The organism is Rhizobium sophorae, from assembly GCF_013087515.1.
Taxonomy (GTDB): Bacteria; Pseudomonadota; Alphaproteobacteria; order Rhizobiales; family Rhizobiaceae; genus Rhizobium; species Rhizobium sophorae.
The window spans coordinates 1-21,800 of sequence record NZ_JABFCN010000031.1 but is presented as its reverse complement, the minus strand read 5'-3'; the positions used below and the strand labels follow the sequence as shown (position 1 = coordinate 21,800).

Here is a 21,800-nt window from a genome sequence, read left to right as displayed (position 1 = left end):
ACCGGCAGGCTAACGAATATCAAAGCGCTCGAGCATCTTTTTCAATTGAGCGTTCTGCAGTTTCAGCTTCAGCGCCAAGGCAGCCTTTAGCGCCGCGATTTCTTCGTCGAGAGCGGCCACCTCCTGAAGAAATGTCAGAGGCTGCGCCGGAAGAGATGCAGGTTGTGGGTCGTCACTCGACTTGAACGGAGACTGCGTCACGACTTCAACCGAACCGGCCTTTATACGCTTCGACCGATTTTTGCCAGAGGTCGACAGGGCTTCCATATCGCCAAGGTTTGCCGGTGCAATTGCCACCACAGTGGGATCTGGTCGCTCGATCGCGACTTCCGGCTCCACTATGTCAACCGTTGGTTCCGACGGTAAATGGGAGGCGACTTCGCTCGGTTCGACTGTGGCACTGACCACCGATGATGACGCAACCGGCGAAGCGACGGCGGCGATGTCTGTCATTCCGAGCGAATGATCGGGCGGCTCAGCTGTAGTTGCAGAACGCGCCGGCGCCACGTCCTGATCGCCTGCCTGGTCCTCAGCCGGTTTGTCTTCCGCGGGGACTAATGGCGACGATTGCGTTTTGCGGCGCGACGTCAGGTCCGCGAGAAATCGCCATGGTGACTTCATACTGCTTTACCCCTGACTGAATGCGCAACAGCGCTGCGAGATCCTTGCAGATCCCGCTTGCCAAATTTCTCGGATCGGTATGCTCGCCGCTGTCAAACAGGCAAACGACAGCACTGTTCGCGTCAGACGCGATCGAGCCGCCTGCGCAGATCGGCGTTTTCGTTGCGCAGCTTTTCGGCAAGCAGCTTGCGAAGACGCTGGTTCTCTTCTTCCAGCTTAATCAGATCTTCAATCTCATCAAGCACTGCCACAGGGGTTGATTGCGGCTGTACGACAGCCTTGGGTGTGCGCTTGGCTCTGGTAGCCTTTGCTGCAGCATCGGGCTTTGCAACGACCGCTTTGGCCTTCCTGCCACGACCCATGGCAGCCTTTACGGACTCCGCCGGTGCAGCTGCAGCTTGCGACGAAACGTCTGTCGGCGCGTCAACCGCCTTCTTCTGACGGGGTGCTCGCGTTTTCTTCACAGCGGGTGTCTCGACCGGCGCCGCCACGGTAGTAGCGGGGGCGGTGTTATTCTCTTCAGCCATCGATCATCTCCTTTACAGCCGAACCCTTTTCGACCGGGCGCGATACTCTGTCAACAGGCGCTTGTGCGGGACTTTCTGTGCTTTGTTGCGTGGCTGCGGACGCTTGGGTCGTTTCCCGCCTGCACCGCTCGTTAAAGGTTTACTCGTGGCAGCCTCGCACGGATGGGTTTGCGTTGCGGCGCTTTGAAAGCCTTCTCAATCAGCCTGCTGATTTCTTTCTGGGCTTTGAAAGCCCTTGAGAGCGATTTGCCGAAGCCGAACTTCATACGCCCAAGGCCTCAAGCCGCGACAAGAGTGTCCCGAGACCCGGCTGCGCGGCATCGCGGACAGCGTCCTTCAGCAGGAACCACTGCGTCCTGCGGATGCCTTTTTCCGGAAACGTGCTGGCGACCTTCGACACCTTCAGGAGATGAACCGTGACATTGTATCGGTTTGTGCTCGTGTCCTTGCGATAGGTAAATTGCCAAACGGCGTGCTGTCGACGACGCCGATGATGCCAGCCTCCTCGAACGCCTCCCTCAAGCCAGCCGCGCTACTCGGCTCGCGGCCCTCAGTAGGCCCCTTCGGGACACCCCACCGGCCTTTTCGGCGGCTGTCTACGAACAGCCCGTTCGGAACCGGCGCAGGGTAGAATCAGCGCCGCGCACCTCCACCAAATAAACCGGAAAGTGACAATATTATCCCAAGGAGCGCGGGGTTACGAACCGTGCGAGATAACCGGTGCCCGTCCCAATCTCGTCCCATCTGTCGAGATCGAAGTCGATGACGGCGAGTGCCGCAGTCGGGAACTTCTCCCGCATGCGCCCCACGGCATCGACATCGCCGTCCGCCACGATAAGCGAGGCCGCATTCTCCATGCCGGGATTGTGGCCGATGATGAGCAGCGTGCGGATGCCAGGTTCGACGGCCCGGATCATATCGAGGATGCGCTCGGCCGACACCTCGTAGATATCCGCCGCCTCGCGTTCGGAGACCTTTTTCGAAAAGGCCCCGCGGACGAGCTTCCAGGTTTCCCGCGCTCGGCGGGCCGGCGAGACGAGGGCGAGATCAGGGATCAGCTTCTCGCGCGCCATATAGGCGCCGATGACGGGTGCTGCCTTGCGCCCGCGATCCGTCAATGGCCGTTCACGGTCGGCCACACCATCGGGCCAAGCAGATTTGGCGTGGCGCAGAAGGATGAGGCGGTGTTTCGGCAGCATGGGGTTCAGCGTCATTTTATCGCGAGGCCGATGCCTGTCCTGCATTTGCGAAACTTAGGCATCCCGCGGATTTCGGCGTTGGCGATGCTCGATCGGACGTGGAGCGCGTCTTGTCCGAAATCGAAATCAAGCTCGACCGCGCTGACGAAACTCTGGACCTAGTCCCGAGTTCCGATCTGCTTGGTGAACCGCAACCCAAAGCGAGCGTTTTCGGCATTTTTTGAGGCTTAATCGCCTTAATTGCCTACGTCAAGATGAGCGCAGGCCACCCCTGGCTTCGCCGCCCACTCTCAGACTGAACGGCGCATCACAAGGTTGTCGATCAAGCTCCTCAGTCAGCCTTCGCGTGTCCCACCACGCTACCCAACGTCAAATCTAAAATTCACTGACGAGGTGCGAGTGGCACACCGCTTGCGTTGTATCGGATGGATCGAGCGGATGGCGGCGTCACGGCCATGGGAGTTCGCCCAGTGCCCAGATCAGGCAACGTTCCTTGCCATCCCGACCGAACGCGGCGCGGTTTCGACGAAACCGAACTGTCGGTAAAGGTGATTTGCCGGGCCGTCGGCGATCAGGCTGACATAGGCGGTCTTCGGCAACTGGTTCTCGATATGGTCCGTCAGTGCAGCCATGATCATCTTGCCGAGCCCCCTGCCCTGGTGTTCGGGCATGATCGCGATGTCGGTGACCTGAAAGAAGCAGCCTCCGTCGCCGATGATGCGACCCATGCCGATTACCGTGTCACCGCTCATCAGGCAGACGCCAAATATCGAATTGGGCAGCCCCTTTTCGGCAGCCTCTCTCGTAAAAGGGCTGAGGCCAGAGGCTTGGCGCAGGCGCAAATAATCGTCAATACCTGGGACGTGGGACTCGATGCGGTAGTCGCCATGCTGGGTCAATGGGATGCCTTTCAATACAGGTCTCTTAAAATGTCTCACCAGCACTATCGCGTCTCCAGTGGTTGATAGGCAAGCATTGGCGCTGTAAAAGCCGGTCACGGAGTCAAAAGGCTCTGGGAATTCAAGAGGAACTGTCATGGCTACCGGTACCGTTAAATTTTTCAACGACGACAAGGGATTTGGTTTTATCACGCCGGAGAATGGAGGGCAGGATGTCTTCGTTCACGTGTCCTCGTTGCAGCGTGGCAGCTCGCTCAGAGAGGGTGACAAGGTCAGCTTCGAGATCGGCCAAGACCGCAAGACCGGGAAGTCAAAGGCCGAGAACGTCAGCGTGCTTTAATTCTAGGGAGGCTCGCTCGTGCCGGATGGAGATTGCATGTTGCCGTTCAAGCCCGTGCCTTGCTGGGCCTCGCTGCCGCTAGTCTGGCGCGTAACGCTAATTTATGGAACTTCGACGCCGAATGCCTTGCATGTACCCAGATGAAATCCAGCGACGGCCCGTCGGAGATGGTTTAGCCCCGCGCAAAAACATCGATGCATAATAGCTAAGCTCAACAAACTTCACCTTCGCTATTGCAAGGCCTAATCTCTTGTGCACGCCATTCCTTGGCACGAAACTTTTCGTCCAGCTCGCACCAAGCCGCTATAAAACGTTTCAATTCTATGAACCCATGCATCACGGGCCAGATGATCTCCTTTCCAAGGTTCACATCTTTCAGAGATAATGTGATGCGCAGTTTGCGCTGCTCTCGCAGTGACCTGCGGATCTCGCTTAGATCCAGCGGGTGATGTCAGATTAACTTTCCTTGAAGGCGTTCGCTATTAGCTCGCCGCCATGAACCTGAATCCTATCAGCTACAAACGGCATCGCTTTGCGCCCTCTTTGATCGCCCATGCGGTCTGGCTCTACACCCGATTTCCGCTGAACTTGCGACTGGTCGAAGAAATGCTGCTGGAGCGCGGCATCATGGTTTCCTATGAGACGACCCGGTGTTGGGCGAGGAAGTTCGGCCTGGATTATGCGCGCCGCTTGCGGCGGAAGGCGCCAAGCCCAGATGATGTGTGGCATCTGGACGAGGTGGTCGTGACGATCGGCGGACGCAAACACTGGCTCTGGCGCGCCGTCGATCAGGATGGCTACGTTCTCGACGAGATCGTCCAGACCTGCCGCAACACCAAGGCTGCCAAGCGTCTGCTAACGCGGTTGATGAAGAAGCAGGGATGTCTGCCGAAGCGGATCGTCACCGACAAGCTTCGCTCTTATGGCGCAGCACGGCGGCATGTGATGCCCACTGTGGAGCATCGATCACACAAGGGCCTGAATAACCGCGCCGAAAACTCGCATCTTCCTCTGCGGAAACGGAAACGGATCGTGCAGCGATTTCGCTCGCCGGGTTCGCTGCAACGTTTCGTCAGTGTGTTCTCCGCGATCCGAAATCCTCTTCGTCCCGGCACGCTCCAACCACTCTGCCATCGCTGTTCATCTGCATCGCCTCACGGCGATGGCACATTGGAAGGCGGTCACCGCGACAGCGGCCTGCTCCAACCGGCATGCCGAAAGCTTACGTGATCGAGTTAACCTGACATCACCTCAGCTCAGATCGACAGACCGAAACTAATCACCGAACAGGTTGGCGCCATAGTCGGTGGCGCCATGCAGTACATGGACGATGACCACCTTTGCGTTTTCGACGCGGTAAAAGATCAGATAATTGCCATGAATGCGCCGGCGGATACCGTGGGGTTCGTAGCGGGGGACGAGGGCGAAACCGTCCGGACTATCGACGAGATCCTCACACTTGCTGCGCAACTCCCGGACGAATGAAAGGGCGCGTCGGGGATTGTCCCGCGCGATATAATCGGCGATCTGCTCAAGATCGCTTTCCGCCTCGTTGGAAAACTGAAGGATCATGCCGATTTTTCGGCCTGGTCAGACATTGCCCGGTATTTTGCCTCGAGCCGCTCGAAAACATCGCTCGCCGGCTTTGTTCGGCCGGCGTCGGCATCGGCAATACCGCGCATGATTGAAGCATCCAGCGCGGCAAGACGGGTCTCGCGGTCCTGGACAAGTCGCACGCCTTCCCGCAGCACTTCGCTTTTCGAGCCATAACGACCCGTGTCGACGAGCTGCTGGATATAGCTTTCGAGCTGCTTTCCCAGATCGGCGCTGATCATGTGGTACTCCATCGAATGTGATGGAAGACAAGATAGAATGTTTATCAACTATTATCAATGCTCGAGATTATCCTCATTCCGAAAGTGTGAGATAGAATCTGTACTAACCCTACGCTGCTTCGAAGGGCGCGGCCTGGAGCCATACGAACCAGCTAGGCCCCAGTACATTATTGGGGTAGAGAATAGGGGTCGGCATGTCAGAACAATCCTTCAGGCTTTGGTTGTGGGGGCAGCGGTGCGCTCGTAGCACGCCATGGCCGCCTTGAAGATCGAGAGGAAACGGCGACCGTCGAGCCCATTGGCGATGCGCGTGGTCTTGGCCCCCTCGCCGCCCGGCAGGATCTGGTGACCACGATAGGCAACCGTCTGGCCGCGCGCGACGCCCTTGTCGAGCACCACGTCGGCAAACAGTGGCTCAGTGGTTGTGACGAGATCGGGCGCGAAGCAAAGCGCCACGGTGATGACGTCGTCCATCGGAAAGCCGACGAGGCCGAAGAATTCCCGCCAGATGTCGATATAGATCGGGAAGGTGTCGCGGATCATGGCGACGACCGGATTGTCTCGCATAACGGCCGTCATGTCGGCCAAGCCGTCGCGCGTCAGCATGCTGTCGGCCACACGATTATCCTCGCAGACGTCGAGCGGCACGAGGACCTTGTCGACATCGGCATTGAGCACGATGCGCGCAGCCTCCGGCCTCTCCGCTCGTAGAGCGCCCGACACGAAAGTGGACTGCGAACTTTCTGACGCTAAGATCCGGGATTGCCCCACTGTAGTCATGGAGTGGGGCGCAAACGGGACAGCTCGGTTTCACGCCATTGTAGCCATTGCTGTCTGAGCTTGCGTTTGGAAACACCGATGGTTTCTTCCAGAACCTCAAGATTGAGGACGCGTTCGGTGCGAAAATGGCGAAAAGCCTTCTTCGATTCACACCATGCAATCAACAGGCAGCGTGCCTCCTCATAGCCCAGAAGCACGGGCCAAACGATGCGGTGCGTTACCTCGCTATTTGCCGCGCAATAGTCGAGCTGAATCTTTCGGCCGTCTCTGATTGCCCGCCTGAGCGGGCGGGTGTCGAAGGTCGCGCCGTTGGTGATCTCGCCGGGTTTCAGGCCGACTGCGGGTTCCGCGATGAAGGGAAGCAGGTCGCTCGGTATTGCGGATGCGATCTTTGAGATGACATCCCGGGCGGCATTGGTGATGGCCGGGTCACCCAGCTTTTCCACCAATTGAATGCCGAGCAGGACGGCCTCGATTTCCTCTGATGTCAGCATCAGCGGCGGCATGTCGTATCGCGGATCGAGGACGTAACCAAACCCTGCCTCGCCCTCGATGGGAACGCGCTGGCCAATCAGGTGCGCGATGTCACGGTAGATGGTTCGTCGCGCAACCTCGAGTTCATCCGCAAGCTGCGCCGAGGTCACTGGGCGGTTCGACCTTCGAAGTATCTGGATGATCTGAAAAAGCCGCTCCGCTTTTCGCATTCTGCTGACTCCTGCTGCCACTACGCTGTCAGCAGAACTGTGTCACAAAAGCAAGCCAAGAGATCGTTACGACTGAAGGAGAAAATTATGAAATTTGCATCCACCCGCCTCGTCGCCGCCGACATCAAAAGGATGGTGGCCTTCTATGAACTGGTGACAGGCGCCCGTGCGGACTGGCTTGCCCCCGTCTTCGCCGAGATCGTCACGCCGGGTGCCGCTTTGGCAATAGGCAGCGTCGAGACGGTCGCACTGTTCAAGGAGGGCAGTGCGGAGCCCTGCGCCAATAAGACCGCTATTCTCGAGTTCATGGTGTCAGATGTCGATGCGGAATTCGCACGGCTGAAAGATCAGGTCGAGGTGGTGCATGAGCCTAAGGATTTGCCATGGGGAAATCGCACGGTCCAGTTCTGCGACCCCGAGGGCACCCGCGTCGCCCTTTATACGCCCGTGACCGATGCGGCGAGACGACGCTTCAGTGGTCGTTGATTGGCTGACACAGTCTGCCAAGGATCATTGCTCGGTCAGGGCCGACGCATATGACCGCCATTGCGCCAAAGGGACGAGACCGTACCCGCGACGATGTCCGCGTTAGGCGTGATGCGCCGCATTCTTCATGACCGACAAGAAGGCGCAAAGATGCTCGAGCTTCCAACGGGAGGCCGCTCTCGGCCTCTCGCCGCCTTGGGAAGGATCGAATTTGCAAGGCTTGGCGACAGAAATGCTGCCTGTGGTAATCGCTGGCGGTCAGACCGCCAGCAACCCTTTAACTCAAGGCAGATAGGGTTTCCTCCAGCGTCTTCTCGCCGTCACGTGTTTGAGCTCCGGCCTCCAATGCGGCCAGAGTGAGCGTAGTCGCTATCGGGGCAGAAAAAGTCTGGCCGAGCAGTTCGTTGTTGGTCTGCAATGCTTGCGTCAGATCTTTGGAACTTGCATCGATCGCCTGTTTAGCGGCACGCACCACTCCCCGGGCTCGTGATGCGATTGCCTTGGCCAGACCGTCAACGAAGGCATCAAGCTCTTCAGGTGGGAGTGCCCGGTTTATCCAGCCATAACGCTCAGCCAGGTCGGCATCGAACAATTCCGCACCCACGGTAATTTCCAGGCTCCGCGCCCGCCCGACAAGCTGGGGGAGATAGGCCGTTCCCCCCGCACCGGGAATGATTCCGATCAAGGCCTCCATCTGGGCAATGCCACCGATCCCTCTGGCAGCGAAACGCATATCGAGCGCCGACAGGAACTCTGCGCCACCACCCCGTGCATAGCCGGCGAGCTTGCCGATCGTGATCTGGGGCAGAGCGCGAAGCCTCTCGTGCAACCGCATCATCGGGTTGAGCCCCTCGGTCCCTGCATCACCAAGCTGAAGCGACATCAGCGCGTCGGGCTGTTTCACGAAATTCATGTCGCCATGGATGATAAAGAAATCCGGATCGGCGCTCTGGAAAACGATGACGGTCAGAGTGTCGTCCTTGGCGGCATGTCCGGCGAAATCGTTGATGTCCGTCATCAGGCGCGCATCGAGGATATTGAGAGGGGGATTGTTGATCGTCACCCAGGCGCAAGCGCCTTCGCGGTGGACGTGAATGGTCTCATATTTTGGGGCGGACATTTTAAACTCCTTTTCATGTCAGGCGCCCTTAAGTATAATCTGTATACTAGCAGTCAATTATGCACCTTGATGCTACCTGGTAGCCTGGAGTATCCCATGCGAAGCTTGCCCCTCGAATCTGCGAATGAAAACCTCGTCGAGGACCGATTGTTGCTCGATGAGATCGCCAGCAAATGGACTATCCTGGTGCTGGGCGCTCTATGCGATGGCCCGCTGCGTTTTAATGAATTGAAACGAAGACTGGACGGCGTCACGCAAAAGGCGCTGACACAGTGCCTCAGGCGCCTGGAGGCCAATGGGATTATCGAACGGCATATCGTGAGCCTTTCGCCGATCGCCGTTGCCTACGAAATCTCTGCGCTGGGTCGCACTCTGGAAGCTCCCCTTCGGGCGCTACATACCTGGACCCTACAGCATCGTGCCGAGGTGATGCAGGCTCGTGAACGCTACAAGGCCGACTGAAGGACAATCATTCATCTGCAGATCAGATGCATCCAACGGTGCTCGGCGTGACCGTGTTGTTAAGCGCAGCAATTGCGCACGTTTGAATCTTACACAATCAGGTTCGCCTTGATAGGAATCGAACCGTCGGTGCGCCAGTCCACTCATACACGAAGCGCATTGATGACCGCGCGCAGGCCGGCCGACAGGTATTTTCGCGTCGGGTAGTAGAGATAGAGCCAGTCCTCGGGCGCACTCCAGGATGCCAGGCATTCGATCAGGCTGCCGTTCTGGACATAGGGACGCGCCCGTTCCTCCCAGACATAGGCCAGCCCCACGCCTGAAAGTGCGGCCTCGACCATCAGTTCATGGTCATCGAGCGACAGAGACCCGGTCGGCTCGAATTCGATGATCTTGCCGGCGCGGCTGAACTCCCAAGCGTATGGCTTGCCGCTTGGATAGATATTGCGGATGCAGACATGGTCACGCAGATCATCCAGAGTTTTGGGGAGTGGATGACGCTCGAAATAGCTTGACGAACCCACGACGGCAAACCGCAGCCGAGGCTTGATCTTCACAGCCGTCATGCCATCGCGCAGGCTTTCACCGAGACGGATGCCAGCGTCGAACCCGTCCTCCACGATATCGACGAGGCGGTCGGTGGCGACGATTTCAAGCTGGAGACCGGGGTTTTTTGAGATCAGCGGGCCAATGACCGATCGGAACACGAACCGTGCCACCGAATTGGGCGCGTTGATGCGAACCTTTCCGAACGGCGTGTCACGAAACTGGTTGAGGGCATCGAGCGCCGAGCCGATTTCCCCGAAGGCCGGCGACAGTTGCGCAAGCAACATCGCGCCGGCATCGGTCAGGGCCACGCTGCGGGTCGTCCGGTTGAGCAGACGAATGCCCACGCGTGCCTCGAGATTGCCCACCGCATGGCTGATCGCCGAGGCGGTCACCCCGCGCTCTTCGCCGGCGCGGCGAAAGTTACGGTGACGGGCAACCGCATCGAAGGCGGCCAGTTCCGAGAGATCCGTGCTGCGCATTGTCAAATCTCACTCATCATTGAGAGGAAGATTATCTCTCTAATTCTTAATCTCGAAAAGGTCCAGATTTCCCTTCGCAAACCGGCGCTGGTGCCGGACCACACAGGAGACAAGACAATGGCCGACTTCATTCCTCCCGCCCACAACACTGCATCGCCCTTCGCTGACATGCGCGGTCATCACGTCGCCGTCCGCACGCCGGACCTCAAAACCGCCAAGCGCTGGTATGTCGAGAAGCTCGACTTTCGTGTCGTTGCCGAATGGGACTATGCCGACGAGCAACTCGCCTATCTGGCACCCGCCACCGACGACCATTTCTATGTGGAAATCCTTGGCGGCGGCGATCCGTCGCCGAAAGATGTCCGCCCCTATACCGATCTCGGCGACAGCCTCAAATATGCCGGCTACCACCATTTCTGCCTGAATGTCGCAAGCGTTGATGCCACCGTCGAGGAACTACGTGCACGCGGCGTCACCATCGTCACCGAGCCGTTCGAGCTTTTGGCGATCAGCCGGCGCCTTGCCTTCTTCTGCGATCCCTTCGGCAATCTGATCGAGCTGGCAGAAGTCCTGCCGTGAGCATTTCCCACCCGTTTGGTCATCCCGACATCGCGGTGGCCAACACATCCGGAGGAGATTCCATGTCCAAGTCCATCACCATCGTCGGGGCTGGTCCAGGTATCGGCCAGGCAGTCGCCGAGAAGTTCGGCCGCCAAGGCTGGAGCGTCATTCTGATTGCTCGCAGCACAACCCGCTTGTCCGCGATGGCGGCCGAACTGCAAGCGAACGGCATCAAAGCGTTCGCCCTTCCTGCAGACGCAACGCGGCCTGAAGAAATCCGTGCCGCGCTCGCCGAGGCCGCACGTCTTGCTGGCGAGCTGAGCGTTGTGCACTTCAACGCTGCCGTTGTCCGACAGCAGGACCTGTTCAGCATGAGCGATGAGGAGATCGTGAGCGATCTCGCCATCAACATCGCCGCCGGCCTCAACACGATCCGTGTGGCCGTCGAGCGGTTCGGCGATGCCGGCGGCACGCTCCTCGTGACGGGCGGCGGCCTCGCGACTGCACCGCATGCCGACTACGCCAGCCTCGGCCTCGGTAAGGCCGCACTGCGCAATCTTGTAGAAGGACTGGCTGCCCCGCTCGCAGAGCGCGGCATCCGCATCGGTCTAGCGACGGTGGCAACACTGGTCGATCCAGGATCCGGAGAAGCGGCAGACGTCGCAGAGATTGTTTGGAGGCAAGCGACCGGTCCGGCCGAGCACTGGGAGACCGTCTATCCGACGCCCACCTCCGATCCCGACCGACTGACGCTGGTCGCTCGTCTCACCGCCAAGCCGGATCAGGCTGAAACGCTCGGCGCAGTCCTGCGGGGTCTCGTCGAGCCGACCCTCGCCGAAGCGGGGGCCATCGAATACCGGCTTCACCGTGACAACAACGATCCGAACGTCTGGATACTCTACGAGACCTGGCGCTCACGGACCGATCTCGATGCGCATTTCGCCCAGCCATACACGAAGGCCGTCCTGGAACGGTTCCCCCAACTGCTGGCCCGCGAGATGGAGCTGACCTTCTCCACCCCGGTCCCTCCGCGTTCTTGAGCAGTCTAGTCCCATTTCGAACAACGAAAGGAATCCCACCATGAGAGTCTGGTTCATCACCGGCGCGTCGAGGGGCTTCGGCGCCCTCGTCGCCGGAAAGGCACTCGAAAATGGTGATGCCGTCGTCGCTACAGCCCGCAATCCGGGGGGCGATCACCGATCGCCTCGGCGAGCATCCGAACCTGCTGCCAGTCGCCCTCGACGTCGCAGACGAGGCACAGGCGATTGCGGCGGCGCAGGCTGCGGTCGACCGCTTCGGCCATATCGACCTCCTCCTTGACAATGCGGGCTTCGGCCTGATGGGGGCGGTCGAAGAGGCAACTGCCGCAGAGGTCGAGGCAGTCTACCGCACCAATGTCTTCGGCCTGCTGGTGGTCACGCGCGCCGTGCTGCCGTACATGCGAGGCGCGCGCTCCGGCCGCATCCTCAACATCTCCTCGACCGGCGGGTATCGCGGCGCTGCCGGCTTCGGCGTCCACTCCTCCACAAAGTTCGCCGTAGCGGGACTAAGTGAGGCCACGCACGACGAGCTGGCCCCGCTCGGTATTCACGTTACGGTCGTCGAGCCCGGCTATTTCCGCACAGACTTCCTTGACGCCTCGTCGTTGTCCGTCAGCCCGGCGATTATCTCGGACTATGCCGACACGGCTGGCAGAGTTCGCACTGTCGCCACGGGACTGAGCCATAATCAGCCCGGCGATCCGGACAGGCTTGCGGACGTGCTTGTGAAGTTCGCGGACGCCCCCAATCCTCCGGTCCGGCTTCCGCTTGGCAGCGACACCGTTTACGCGATCGAGGAGAAGCATCGGAAGGACGCAGTGATCCTGAAAGAGTGGCGAGCAGTCTCGGTGTCGACCGACTTTCCATCAATACCGTGAACAGCAAAACAATTTTAGCGCAGGACCTTAGACTTCTCGTTAGTTGGTGCTGCGCCTACGCATTGAGCTGATTTGAACCCTAGACCCTGTTTACTAGACTGAAGAAGTTTTTGATTTTTGCATCCCGCACCACGACTACAGGCCTCCAGCCCGAAAGTACAATTGCTCCCAATCCTCGCGAAGGAGTGACATCAAAACAAGATCTTGACGTCCTCCTGGCACCCTTAAAGCCGAGCGCATCACACCCTCCCTGACAAAACCCATGCTTCGGTAGAGGCGAGCAGCACGCTCGTTTGAAGGAAGCAAGTCGAGCCACAAACGATGAATATCATCCTCGGCGAAAATCCATTGGCAGATTTCCTGCAGGAACGACGCGCCATATCCCTTTCCCGGTGGCGATACCGCGATCCGGTGCACTGGGCTGTTCCCATGCCATCATCGTCGCGGCGAATGACGGCAAACCCCACCAATTCGCCGGCGCTGCGGCAAAGAAGATAATTACAGATCGGCGCCTCCATTCGCCGGCGATGCTCGTCGGCGCCGTAGCTTCCGACCAGAGTCGGATAGCCGGGACTGCGCTCGATCGACATGATGAGGGGAATGTCGGCGGCACTTGCCTGCTCGACTGTCAGGGACGATGCAACAGCATGCTCGAGCATCTCTTTCTCGTCCATGATCAGCGCCGGCAGGGAGCGATTGATTCAAGTGCCGCTTCGCGCCACCCGCTCCCCCGGGTTAGATGGGAGAGGCGCTCGTAACCCGCAGCAGCAATGGCAGCCATCGACTGTTCAAGCCCGACGCCCACGGTCTGCACCCCGTGGCTATCATCGCCGAGCGTCACGCGAATGCCCATGGCCAGTGCCCGATCCAGGATCTGTGGCAGTGGATAGACCGACCCGTGGCCGTTGCGAAACGCAGCGCAATTGACGTCCAGAACACCTCCAGAAGCCCGGATCGCCTCAAGCGTCGTCTCGATCGAGCGCAGCACACGCGGCGAGAAGCTGAAGCCGTCTGGCTCGTATTTTCGCACCAGATCGAGATGCGCCACGACGTCGGGACGGAGGGTCTCGACCATATTGGTGACCGCATCGAAATAGGCGACCCGCAATGCTTCCGGTCCGCCGAGATCGCCAGCCAGCACGGCCGTGTCAGCCGGAGAGAAGTCGAGCCAGCGGCCGCAGATGTCGTGGACGCTGCCGACGATATAGTCGAAAGGATAGGCCGACCGCAGTCTTGCCATGGCCTCGAGCCATCCTTCGGGCGGAAGCGTTTCCGTTTCAAAGCCAACGAGCAGTTCGTCTGTGAAACGGTTGCGCTTCATTCTCTGGTCCTCTCAATGGGCCAGAGCTTACTTCAAAATGGATTATTTCAACGGGGCAAGGTCACCCACCATCGCACAACATCAAGTTCCTGCGCTCGCTCGCCGAGGAGCAGGACCGTCGGCTGGCCGAAGCCTTCCCGCGTGATCAGCACAAGGAACGCGCCTGGTTCAACACATTGAACGAGGCATATGTCAAGGCGCGCTATTCAAAACATTACGAGATCAGCGAGGAGGCGCTTATCTGGCTCGGCGAGCGGACAACCGTGCTGCTTGAATTGGTCAGAGCCGTTTGCTCCGAACATCTCGAAAAGCTCAAACATGACAGCCATTAGGGAGCGAGACGGCACGGCTCACGCAACTCTAACCCACCACTCCTGCCCGCCAGATAGCATCAACTCAACCTTCCCCGGCATAGCGAGAAAACACCCTCCACAACGCCACAGTGGAAATCAAGCCACTCATTGGCCCAAGCTCGCTGCTGCTGCGGCGCGCGGCATGAGGAATTCGGCTATATCTGCAATTACATTCGCGAGATCACCCGGATCATGGGTGACGTCTCCGACAAACGCGCGCCACTGTCGCTGCTTTTGCGCATCCTCGGCAAAGGCCGGCGTCAGTGCATCGGGCAAGTCCCGAGGTATCATTGTCCCACGCCGCGCGAAGGTGGCGGCAATCGCCCGGGGCAACCTGTCGCCGTCGAAGCTGAACGACCGGCTGAGAATCCAGATGTCGTAGAAATCCTTCATCCGGCTGTTGGCTCGCCCCAGTGCCACCATCGCCTGGAATTTCTCGGCAATGACGGTCTCCCGGGCATAGCCCCGCAGCCGGGGCATCGGAAAGTCCAGCATGGAAGGATAGTCCAGCTCTTCGGCGTCAGGTTCCACCGCATCGCCAAAGCCGATGTCGATCGTCAGACTGATCCGGGCGCCGCCGATCGATGCTGTGGTCCGCAGTCGCAGGCCGCCATACTCCAGTTCCTCGCGGCTTCGATCGACACGAAGCCCATCGTCGTCGAACTCCACGCCGTCGGCAGCACCCTGCGCCAGGATCTCCCGAAACGTCGCCAGCATCGGCTCCCCGCGCGGATCGCCGAAGCCTAGCAGATCAAGGTCGCGCGTGCCGCGGTGGGGGTCATCAAACCAACTCATCATCAGCATCGCGCCCTTCAGCACGAAGCGGTCGGCGTGGGGTGACTGGCTGAGCCGGAAGAGGAGCCGCTCCAAGGCGAAGCGGGTCAGGACAAGATCGAAGGTCTGGCCGCTCGTCTTGGAGACCTGCAACAGGCGGGCGCGAACCGAGGCGCCGATGTTCTTGATCTCCTTAGCCATTGGCGGTCAGTGCCTCGAGATAGGGCCGAACGACCGTGGCAACCGTTCCTCGCTCAGCCTGCCTAGCGATCTCGCCCGGCGTCGTCTTGCGCTGGCGCAGCGCTTCCTGAAGGCCTTCTATCGCCACGGATAGGCCAATCTTGTTCCGATATCGGAAGCAATCGGCGATCGTCTTTGCGACACCGAAGACTTTCACGGTCACCCCCTCGACAGCGTGGGTTTCAACACCCTCCGTCAGCAGACGAGCGGTGAAACGTACCAGCCGAATGGGCGTGCCTTCGGCTTTCGGGGACCAGTCCTTCTGACCCACGGCGAGCCAAACCTGCCTCGGGAGCTGATCAGTCAGACCATGGAAAGCCAGGGCCGAAACGAGGCAAACCACGCCTTTGGGAACCCGTTTGGCGGCCTCTGCGAGACTGTGGTGAACGTCGAGGGGCGCATCGGAAAGTTGATAAAGTCCTCGCGCGAGCCGAATCACCTCGCCGTCGCGTTCCATGCGGCTCATGGTTGCGGCTGTTACGCCCGCCTCGCGCAGCTCTGCCAGGCGCGAAATTCCGCACGCGGTCAGCACGGTATGGGCAATCTGGCGTTGGGACATGGATGGTGGCACGATACGAAAGCTCGGAACACAGGACCTATTCTCCGAGGATTCGTATCATTCTTCGTATGGCAAGGAAAGGTGCCCGATTGAATAGGCTGCCCTGGTTCGAGGCTCAAAGCAGGGAGACAGGAACCGATCACGCATTATGTCGTCAGCGTGGTCGGCGTGGTTGCCCGAAGCCCCGTGGCGGACAGGTCTATAACGAGGGGTTGCAGGAGGGCGCGGGTCACCAGCAGTGTCAGCTGCTCGAATGCAAGCTTGGCATTTCGTTGCCCGCGAGACGGTGTATCCGTAGCACCCTTCGCTGGGAGCGAATTTGCCAGCTACCGCCGAACTTGCTGCGAGCTGATTATGTTCGAAGCCTCGACAAACCCCACAATCGCATCATCTCCGCTGGAGCTGAGATTTCTACCGGGATCACGTAGGGGTCTGCAGACCTTAGCGCCGTGGCGCTCTTGCGCTTCTTGATCGGAAGCCCGTGGCCCATGTTGCTGACCGAATAGAGGGCCACTTTCAGCTTGCCGCTCACCTTCCATGACTGCAACCTGCCCCATGGTTTTTCCTCCAAACGGCCGCTGTTTTCTGCAATGCCTTGGACTTCGAGCCACTGAGCAACACACGCGAGCGCATTGACGGGCTTGACCACCCGGTCTTCCATGCCCTGCCAGATGGTTATCGCAGGCCATGCCCGGCGACATGGCCAACCTCGGCAAACGGCAATAGTTCCATTGTCCGGGAACCCAGCTCACCATGTCCTTGACGTCCATGCGATGCCGTCAAAGGTTGCCGGGGCTCTGGGGGCCACCAAATTCGGATGGCCTCCCGCCTTCCAAGATCAAGGCTATAGGCTAGAGCTCAGATCCCCGGCGGACCGACCACAAGGTTGGGTAGCAGTGAGCGACGCCCGAGGTTCACTAAACGCCTCCCTCTGGAATAATTGTAAGCTTCGTGATACATATCCCTCAAATCTGTAGTGCGAAGGTGGCAAATGCCAACACCTCATAATCCTCCCGCCGCTGTGCGGCGCGCGCTGCGCAAACTGGGCGCAGACATTCGCGACGCTCGTCGACGTCGCCGCCTGCCTATGGCTGTAGTGGCCGAACGCGCCTTTACCTCACGCTCAACGCTTCAGAAGATCGAAGCCGGAGACACCAATGTCAGCATCGGCATCTATGCAGGTGTTCTACAGGCACTCGGTTTGCTAGAGGGACTGAGCCAAGTCGCCGACATCAGTAACGACAGCGTCGGTCAGTCGCTCGCCAGTGCGGAACTACCTAAGCACGCGCACCCGAAACGATCGCCGGGATCGTCGCGTAATGGCTGATTTCGAAGTTCATCTCGACCTACACGGCCGCGCACGTCCGATCGGACTGGCCCGGAGATCCTCTCCGATCATGCGGTCGCGGTATCTTGCATTCAGCCCCTGCGAGAAACGATTGGCGAAGGCTCCGTCCGGGTAGGCATTGTCGCGGCGGCGGATGACATGAGTCCAGAGCGCCAGATGGTCGTCGGCGATGTTGCGATAGAGCGTATTGAGGTCGCCATGCAGGCTGTTGAGGTCCAGGACATCGGCGGTTTCGAAGGATATGCCTTCAAGCGCGACCATTACCATCAACGCTCTGGATTCGAGCGCGATCGTCGTCTCGTCGACGTGACGGACGTGTGGAATGAAGGTTTCCGGCCCGAGTTCGCGCGAGCGAAGCGTTGCGATGCTAGGCAAGGCTCAAATCCTTTTCGTCATAGCGCCGGATGAGCCTCAGGGGCGACAAGCTGGCACCGCCCCAATAGGCGGCGTTGCGCGACCGGCCGCGGGTCTCGATCCAGGAGATCAGGATCCGGAACATGTTGTGATCGTGCTTGACGAGCGTGCGGAATATGAAATGGAAGACGACGCCGACAAGGGCGTAGGCGATCGATCCCGCGGTGATATAGAGGATGGTCGTCAGCATGACGTTGACGCCCATCGCCTCCATCGTCACGCCGGCGATCATCGCCGGGCGCGTGCAGGCAAGAAACAAGGTATCTTCCTCGCTAGCGGCGGCTGTTTGCATGATGATCAGCTTCCGACGATCGTATTGACGAGTTCCGTCGCACCGAAAATTCCGCCGATGCCGATAATCCAGAAACCGGCGCGGCGCAGATCCATGTAGCCGAACATCCAGGCGATGCAGATGATGATGACGGCGATGACCGCAAGCAGCCGGGCGATATTGCCGGTCAGCATGTCGACGATGTTCTGCAGGACGGTTTCGACGCCGGCCGCTTGCGCGAAGGCCGGCTCCGCCAGGCAGGCGCTGATGACGGCGGCCATCAGAAGTGAGGCTGCGACAGGGCGAAAGTCTGCTCTTGAGATCATTTTCTTTGCTCCGATCGTTCGTCTTGAAACACGAGAACCTGGGATGACCGCCGGACGTTGAAGACGTCCCACGATGCAGCTCCGCCGAATTGGGAAAGGAATTGCGCAGCCGGCGATGTCTCCCGGCTGGCTGACGGGTCCGCGCGAGGGGCTTCTTCACGCGGCTCGGCGATAGTGAGAGACGCAAGGTCGGAAGGCAGACGGACCATTTCCTGGCGGACCTGCTGGTCATATTTGATCATTTCGCCAACGGACGGATCGTCACGCCCGTAGTAGGACTGAAGCATGACGTTTTCGGCTCGGATCGCATCGGCGCCGGCGCGCAAGGCCAGACGATAATAGCCGTCGAGCAGAGTGGCCGTCGCCTTGAGGTTCAGGCAAGGATCGAACGCATCCGAGATCGAAAGCTTGAGCCTGCGCAACTCCTTCTCGCCAATGCCGCCCAGGCCGATCCGGACGTCCTGCCGATCGGCAACAAGGGAGGTCGCGCGTTCAATCGCCTCCGCCTTCGTCGCGGGTTGGCGCTCAAGCGGCGGACCGTTGTTGATAGCAATGGCGAGTGGTTTAAAGCCGCTCTCGAGACTGACGACAGCGGCGAGCGTTCTGATTTCCACCATGGGTGCGCAGTTCTGGGCGAGATCAACGAATGCCACCGCCATTGATCATTACCAGACCCGTTGCGTGCCCATCCCATCGATGGTGACGTCGACATAGTGGGGCTGCGATCTCACCATCGGGCGGTCGGTCGGATAGCCCATGCATTGGCGCCGACCATCGAGCAGCTGCCATCGCGGGGACAGAACCGAATGGTTGCTGGAACTGTTGCTCCCTCCGAGATGGGGGCAGAACGCGTCGCTTACCGGCTGGAGAGAGATCGAAACGCAGGTTATTTCCTGCCCGCGCGGACCATGATCGCTTTCCAGCCGGTATCCGGTTTCGCAGTAATACGGCTCATAGCCCGGGCGCGAACTGTGGAAGGTGGCGCCGCTACAGGTCGGGAACGAATGCCCCTCGGCAAGTTCGCGCCAGAGCTTCTCGATCGGCGGGCGGCATTCTGCAAACTGCGTCGGGCCTCCGGGGTTGGAAAGGCACAGAATAACCTCACAACCCCACTCATTTGCTAGCGCCCTGCCAGGTGAATTAAGATAGGGTGGCAACATGCAGCAGGCCGCGACAACCGTGTTGAACAGAAGGTTTTTCATGAGCACGACCCTTCGAAGGACATCCCATTGCGGAAGAGGTAGGTTGCCTGTAAAGCGAATTATACTGATTTATACAACACATTAAAATGACATGACAAGAGCAATTGCAACCCATTGGCGTAATCTGGCTTTCTCAGGTCTTATCCTGCACGAGATCCTCGATCACCCCCTCGAAGACGAGACGCCTCAGGCAAGGCTGAAGCAGGTCGGCATGATGACCGTCCTCTACAGCATGAACCAAGCGCACCAGAAGCTAACTCTCTCCAGCATCATGGAAATCACGGCTCTGACGCGCAGCGGCGTCAAGGAGACTGTCGACCTTCTGGTGAGGCGAGGAATGTTGACCGAGACGATCGTCAAGAACTCGATGGGTCGTGGAACGGCGCGTCAGTTCGAGATTTCGGAAGCCCTTCTAGGGAAGCTAAGTTCGTTCGGAACCGGATGAGCAGCGGATTTAAGTGACGATTTCTAGATTTTCGTCCAGCATTCGGCTGGCATACCTCCCGGCGGATGATCTGCTAAACTGATCTCATGATGACACCCGATCAATACAGTTTTCGCAGAGCGACACTGGATGACCTTGATTTGCTCATGGAATGGCAATCGAAGCCTCATGTCCGTAAATGGTGGGACTCGGATGAGCCATACGATGAAGAGGAATTAACTGATCCTCGGGTAGCGCGCTGGATTGTCTCATCCTTCGGACGTCCCTTCGCGTTCATGCAGGACTACACAGTCCATGGCTGGGAAGATCACCATTTTGCCAAACTCCCCAAGGGTTCGCGGGGAATTGACCAATACATTGGAGACCCCGAAATGATCGGTGTTGGGCACGGTTCAGCGTTTATCGGCGCCAGAATGCAGGCTCTCTTTGATGAGAAAGCGCCCGTGATTGCAACCGATCCTCACCCTGGCAACGAACGGGCGATTGCCGTCTACAAAAAACTGGGTTTCGAACCGGTCGGACCGCCTCAGGAAACTCGGTGGGGCCTGATCTTGCCAATGATTGCCAGGCGCTAAGCGGCTGGCAATCCACGGCAGCTGTGTCCGCGTAGCAGACCTTCTTTACAGCGTCGCCATCCGACCCGGGACAGGCTTAGAAAGCCGACTCACGAGGCGCTGGACACAGCACGGCTTTAGCTCTCCGCCGGCGCCGATCAGGCGCCCATGCCTGTATTCTTGCATCCGTCGCGCTCCCGACGCCTTGATTGGCGCGGGGAATAAGGATCTGAACGCGCTTTTAGCACGATCCGGCTGAGCCCGGGGGTCGACGTGATTCGCTTTCGGTAGCGCCCGTCCCCGCGGCTCTAGCATTATTTTCTCCGATTATCGGAGTTATTTGAAATCAATCGGAATGGTCATCCCCTTCGCCGGCGTTCCGGTCGGCATCGTCGTTCCAGACAAGGACCTGCTGAAGTCCATCGCCGTGAAGTTTCTTGTGCATGACCTCGACGGCCAGCACTTCGCCGCGCCATCGGACGTGCTGCGGGCAATCCACAAATTGATGTCGCCATCACAAGCCAGCATTCGTTCGCCGCCTGATCGGAGAGACACCATGGGCAGGCTGCGCCAATTCTTCCGGCTCTCTGCGCTCCGCGACGATCTCGAAACGAGGTTGCTTGCTCAAGACTATCGCTGCCTGCTTCTCGACGACTATTTCGAAGACGGCACGGATAGGGAACTTCAATCGACATGCGCGGAGCTCACCATCGAAGTCTCGTCGCGACAGTATAGGCCCCGCCATTAAAAGCGCTTCCGCTCCTTATGCCATGAAACAGCGCCGTCAGCCCTCAAGAAGGGACAATCAACACCATCATCGACATGTGGACCGCTTCCATTATCGATCGGCTGGCGTTGCGACCCAATCCCGAGCCGGGTTTTACCGCACCTCAAATTCCGGATCCGGCGGAACCTGCATGGCCAGCGCAAGATGATTTGTCTGCGCAGCAAGTCCGATGATCGTTAGAAGTTCGCCATGCTGTGCATCCGTCATGCCGCGCGAACGGGCCGCCGCGGTATGGGATTGAATGCAGTACTGGCAAGCATTCGCCGTCGACACCGCTATGTAGATCATTTCGCGTGTCAATGGATCGATCGCCCCTTCCACGGTCATGACCGATTTAAGCGTTTCCCATACCCGCTTGAGGTTTGCGGGATCGTTCGCAAGCGCACGCCAGAAGTTGTTGATGAAGTCGGTCTTGCGCGTCGCCCTGATGTCGTCGAACACGGCTTGAACGGCCGGATTGGCCGCAGCCTCTTGGTCCGACAGGAGCTTGACCATCGAAAGTTCCTTCCCGGCGGCCTCAACGAACGGCCGCAAACATGATCTTCTCTTCGGTTGTGTCCGTAAGCGAGAATCCACCGACAACAGGGAAATATCGAAGGTAGCCGTTTCGGGGAAGCAGTCAAAATTAGAATTTTTTGTTTATAGACTTCATAGATTATCCTATTCCCTAGGGCACAGACTCATAACGACCTGATCCAGATGCGTGTTGCGGCGAGTTTGATCGCA

29 protein-coding genes and 4 pseudogenes are annotated in these 21,800 nt (G+C 59.0%); 12 read left to right on the top strand and 21 right to left on the bottom strand.

Annotation, left to right across the window (positions count from 1 at the left end; genetic code table 11):
* Positions 1 to 9 precede the first annotated feature (9 nt).
* The 4 genes from G9X64_RS19120 to G9X64_RS19105 form a co-directional block, all read right to left on the bottom strand.
* Positions 10 to 621 (bottom strand): hypothetical protein, encoded by a 612-nt coding sequence (locus tag G9X64_RS19120; RefSeq protein ID WP_171377199.1) that lies wholly within the window; start codon positions 619 to 621, stop codon positions 10 to 12.
* 122 nt (positions 622 to 743) lie between these two features.
* Positions 744 to 1,148: a transcriptional regulator gene (locus G9X64_RS19115; RefSeq protein ID WP_171377198.1), complete on the bottom strand. Its 405-nt coding sequence runs from the start codon at positions 1,146 to 1,148 to the stop codon at positions 744 to 746.
* Between the two features lie 677 nt (positions 1,149 to 1,825).
* The gene (locus G9X64_RS19110; RefSeq protein ID WP_171377197.1) at positions 1,826 to 2,362 is read right to left on the bottom strand and encodes a SixA phosphatase family protein; all 537 of its coding nucleotides are present in this window, start codon (positions 2,360 to 2,362) and stop codon (positions 1,826 to 1,828) included.
* Positions 2,363 to 2,826: 464 nt separating this feature from the next.
* Positions 2,827 to 3,246 carry a GNAT family N-acetyltransferase gene (locus tag G9X64_RS19105; RefSeq protein WP_168316532.1) on the bottom strand — a complete coding sequence of 140 codons (420 nt, stop codon included), beginning with the start codon at positions 3,244 to 3,246 and terminating at the stop codon, positions 2,827 to 2,829.
* A 136-nt stretch (positions 3,247 to 3,382) separates the two neighbouring features.
* Between G9X64_RS19105 and G9X64_RS19100 the strand changes: the two genes are divergently transcribed.
* The gene (locus G9X64_RS19100; protein WP_060637425.1) at positions 3,383 to 3,586 is read left to right on the top strand and encodes a cold-shock protein; all 204 of its coding nucleotides are present in this window, start codon (positions 3,383 to 3,385) and stop codon (positions 3,584 to 3,586) included.
* Between the two features lie 495 nt (positions 3,587 to 4,081).
* Positions 4,082 to 4,865, top strand: a pseudogene (locus G9X64_RS19095) (IS6 family transposase).
* Here G9X64_RS19095 and G9X64_RS19090 read toward each other — a convergent pair.
* The 4 genes from G9X64_RS19090 to G9X64_RS19075 form a co-directional block, all read right to left on the bottom strand.
* A complete protein-coding gene (locus G9X64_RS19090) occupies positions 4,862 to 5,158 on the bottom strand; it encodes a type II toxin-antitoxin system RelE/ParE family toxin (RefSeq protein WP_171377196.1) in 297 nt (98 codons plus the stop codon). The pseudogene G9X64_RS19095 and the gene G9X64_RS19090 overlap by 4 nt on opposite strands.
* Positions 5,155 to 5,421, bottom strand: coding sequence for a type II toxin-antitoxin system ParD family antitoxin (locus tag G9X64_RS19085; RefSeq protein ID WP_168312807.1), 267 nt, complete (start codon positions 5,419 to 5,421; stop codon positions 5,155 to 5,157). Before G9X64_RS19085 ends, G9X64_RS19090 begins: the two co-directional genes overlap by 4 nt.
* A 210-nt stretch (positions 5,422 to 5,631) precedes the next feature.
* The gene (locus G9X64_RS19080) at positions 5,632 to 6,144 is read right to left on the bottom strand and encodes a nucleoside hydrolase (RefSeq protein WP_312864076.1); all 513 of its coding nucleotides are present in this window, start codon (positions 6,142 to 6,144) and stop codon (positions 5,632 to 5,634) included.
* Between the two features lie 53 nt (positions 6,145 to 6,197).
* Entirely contained in the window at positions 6,198 to 6,905 is a 708-nt protein-coding gene (locus G9X64_RS19075) for a helix-turn-helix transcriptional regulator (RefSeq protein WP_171377194.1), read from the bottom strand.
* Between the two features lie 87 nt (positions 6,906 to 6,992).
* Between G9X64_RS19075 and G9X64_RS19070 the strand changes: the two genes are divergently transcribed.
* Entirely contained in the window at positions 6,993 to 7,391 is a 399-nt protein-coding gene (locus G9X64_RS19070; RefSeq protein WP_168312809.1) for a VOC family protein, read from the top strand.
* A gap of 277 nt (positions 7,392 to 7,668) precedes the next feature.
* On the opposite strand, the gene G9X64_RS19065 is transcribed toward G9X64_RS19070, so the two are convergent.
* Entirely contained in the window at positions 7,669 to 8,511 is an 843-nt protein-coding gene (locus tag G9X64_RS19065; RefSeq protein ID WP_171377193.1) for an enoyl-CoA hydratase/isomerase family protein, read from the bottom strand.
* Between the two features lie 96 nt (positions 8,512 to 8,607).
* Between G9X64_RS19065 and G9X64_RS19060 the strand changes: the two genes are divergently transcribed.
* A complete protein-coding gene (locus G9X64_RS19060; protein WP_246270982.1) occupies positions 8,608 to 8,973 on the top strand; it encodes a winged helix-turn-helix transcriptional regulator in 366 nt (121 codons plus the stop codon).
* Positions 8,974 to 9,116: 143 nt separating this feature from the next.
* Here G9X64_RS19060 and G9X64_RS19055 read toward each other — a convergent pair whose 3' ends face one another.
* On the bottom strand, positions 9,117 to 10,001 hold the full coding sequence (locus G9X64_RS19055) for a LysR family transcriptional regulator (RefSeq protein WP_171377192.1): 885 nt from the start codon (positions 9,999 to 10,001) through the stop codon (positions 9,117 to 9,119).
* A gap of 117 nt (positions 10,002 to 10,118) precedes the next feature.
* Between G9X64_RS19055 and G9X64_RS19050 the strand changes: the two genes are divergently transcribed.
* The 3 genes and pseudogenes from G9X64_RS19050 (at position 10,119) to G9X64_RS19040 (ending at position 12,480) form a co-directional block, all read left to right on the top strand.
* A complete protein-coding gene (locus G9X64_RS19050; RefSeq protein WP_171377191.1) occupies positions 10,119 to 10,580 on the top strand; it encodes a VOC family protein in 462 nt (153 codons plus the stop codon).
* Positions 10,581 to 10,642: 62 nt separating this feature from the next.
* A complete protein-coding gene (locus tag G9X64_RS19045; protein WP_246270981.1) occupies positions 10,643 to 11,602 on the top strand; it encodes an SDR family NAD(P)-dependent oxidoreductase in 960 nt (319 codons plus the stop codon).
* Between the two features lie 40 nt (positions 11,603 to 11,642).
* Positions 11,643 to 12,480 (top strand): annotated as a pseudogene (locus G9X64_RS19040) (SDR family NAD(P)-dependent oxidoreductase).
* Between the two features lie 135 nt (positions 12,481 to 12,615).
* Here the strand turns inward: G9X64_RS19040 and G9X64_RS37300 are convergent.
* Positions 12,616 to 12,897 carry a GNAT family N-acetyltransferase gene (locus G9X64_RS37300; protein WP_168311768.1) on the bottom strand — a complete coding sequence of 94 codons (282 nt, stop codon included), beginning with the start codon at positions 12,895 to 12,897 and terminating at the stop codon, positions 12,616 to 12,618.
* A gap of 259 nt (positions 12,898 to 13,156) precedes the next feature.
* Complete coding sequence (locus tag G9X64_RS19030; protein WP_171377190.1) at positions 13,157 to 13,801, bottom strand: histidinol-phosphatase HisJ family protein; 645 nt, start codon at positions 13,799 to 13,801, stop codon at positions 13,157 to 13,159.
* A gap of 65 nt (positions 13,802 to 13,866) precedes the next feature.
* On the opposite strand from G9X64_RS19030, the pseudogene G9X64_RS19025 reads away from it, so the two are divergent.
* Positions 13,867 to 14,133 (top strand): annotated as a pseudogene (locus G9X64_RS19025) (HEPN domain-containing protein); the annotation flags it as partial.
* Positions 14,134 to 14,259: 126 nt separating this feature from the next.
* Here the strand turns inward: G9X64_RS19025 and G9X64_RS19020 are convergent.
* From G9X64_RS19020 to G9X64_RS19010, 3 genes are all read right to left on the bottom strand, one after another.
* A complete protein-coding gene (locus G9X64_RS19020) occupies positions 14,260 to 15,129 on the bottom strand; it encodes a nucleotidyl transferase AbiEii/AbiGii toxin family protein (RefSeq protein ID WP_171377189.1) in 870 nt (289 codons plus the stop codon).
* Complete coding sequence (locus tag G9X64_RS19015) at positions 15,122 to 15,727, bottom strand: type IV toxin-antitoxin system AbiEi family antitoxin domain-containing protein (RefSeq protein ID WP_171377188.1); 606 nt, start codon at positions 15,725 to 15,727, stop codon at positions 15,122 to 15,124. The genes G9X64_RS19020 and G9X64_RS19015 overlap by 8 nt, the downstream gene beginning before the upstream one ends.
* 352 nt (positions 15,728 to 16,079) lie before the next feature.
* On the bottom strand, positions 16,080 to 16,376 hold the full coding sequence (locus G9X64_RS19010; RefSeq protein ID WP_246270979.1) for a hypothetical protein: 297 nt from the start codon (positions 16,374 to 16,376) through the stop codon (positions 16,080 to 16,082).
* Between the two features lie 342 nt (positions 16,377 to 16,718).
* Here G9X64_RS19010 and G9X64_RS19005 point away from each other — a divergent pair, with 342 nt between their 5' ends.
* Positions 16,719 to 17,054: a helix-turn-helix domain-containing protein gene (locus G9X64_RS19005; RefSeq protein ID WP_130750940.1), complete on the top strand. Its 336-nt coding sequence runs from the start codon at positions 16,719 to 16,721 to the stop codon at positions 17,052 to 17,054.
* A 54-nt stretch (positions 17,055 to 17,108) separates the two neighbouring features.
* Here G9X64_RS19005 and G9X64_RS19000 read toward each other — a convergent pair.
* From G9X64_RS19000 to G9X64_RS18980, 5 genes and pseudogenes are all read right to left on the bottom strand, one after another.
* Positions 17,109 to 17,450, bottom strand: a pseudogene (locus G9X64_RS19000) (transporter); the annotation flags it as partial.
* Positions 17,443 to 17,781 (bottom strand): VirB3 family type IV secretion system protein, encoded by a 339-nt coding sequence (locus G9X64_RS18995; protein WP_171377187.1) that lies wholly within the window; start codon positions 17,779 to 17,781, stop codon positions 17,443 to 17,445. The gene G9X64_RS18995 and the pseudogene G9X64_RS19000, both read right to left, overlap by 8 nt.
* 5 nt (positions 17,782 to 17,786) lie before the next feature.
* On the bottom strand, positions 17,787 to 18,086 hold the full coding sequence (locus tag G9X64_RS18990) for a TrbC/VirB2 family protein (RefSeq protein ID WP_129421155.1): 300 nt from the start codon (positions 18,084 to 18,086) through the stop codon (positions 17,787 to 17,789).
* On the bottom strand, positions 18,083 to 18,745 hold the full coding sequence (locus tag G9X64_RS18985) for a transglycosylase SLT domain-containing protein (RefSeq protein ID WP_171377186.1): 663 nt from the start codon (positions 18,743 to 18,745) through the stop codon (positions 18,083 to 18,085). The genes G9X64_RS18990 and G9X64_RS18985 overlap by 4 nt, the downstream gene beginning before the upstream one ends.
* Positions 18,746 to 18,751: 6 nt before the next feature.
* The gene (locus G9X64_RS18980) at positions 18,752 to 19,288 is read right to left on the bottom strand and encodes a hypothetical protein (protein ID WP_171377185.1); all 537 of its coding nucleotides are present in this window, start codon (positions 19,286 to 19,288) and stop codon (positions 18,752 to 18,754) included.
* 91 nt (positions 19,289 to 19,379) lie between these two features.
* Between G9X64_RS18980 and G9X64_RS18975 the strand changes: the two genes are divergently transcribed.
* The 3 genes from G9X64_RS18975 (at position 19,380) to G9X64_RS36605 (ending at position 21,035) form a co-directional block, all read left to right on the top strand.
* The gene (locus G9X64_RS18975) at positions 19,380 to 19,733 is read left to right on the top strand and encodes a MarR family transcriptional regulator (RefSeq protein ID WP_171377184.1); all 354 of its coding nucleotides are present in this window, start codon (positions 19,380 to 19,382) and stop codon (positions 19,731 to 19,733) included.
* A gap of 86 nt (positions 19,734 to 19,819) precedes the next feature.
* Positions 19,820 to 20,308, top strand: a complete 489-nt coding sequence (locus G9X64_RS18970; protein ID WP_171377183.1) for a GNAT family N-acetyltransferase — start codon at positions 19,820 to 19,822, stop codon at positions 20,306 to 20,308.
* A 319-nt stretch (positions 20,309 to 20,627) separates the two neighbouring features.
* Positions 20,628 to 21,035 (top strand): hypothetical protein, encoded by a 408-nt coding sequence (locus G9X64_RS36605; protein ID WP_171377181.1) that lies wholly within the window; start codon positions 20,628 to 20,630, stop codon positions 21,033 to 21,035.
* A 132-nt stretch (positions 21,036 to 21,167) separates the two neighbouring features.
* On the opposite strand, the gene G9X64_RS18960 is transcribed toward G9X64_RS36605, so the two are convergent.
* On the bottom strand, positions 21,168 to 21,569 hold the full coding sequence (locus G9X64_RS18960) for a carboxymuconolactone decarboxylase family protein (protein WP_171377182.1): 402 nt from the start codon (positions 21,567 to 21,569) through the stop codon (positions 21,168 to 21,170).
* Positions 21,570 to 21,800 lie beyond the last annotated feature (231 nt).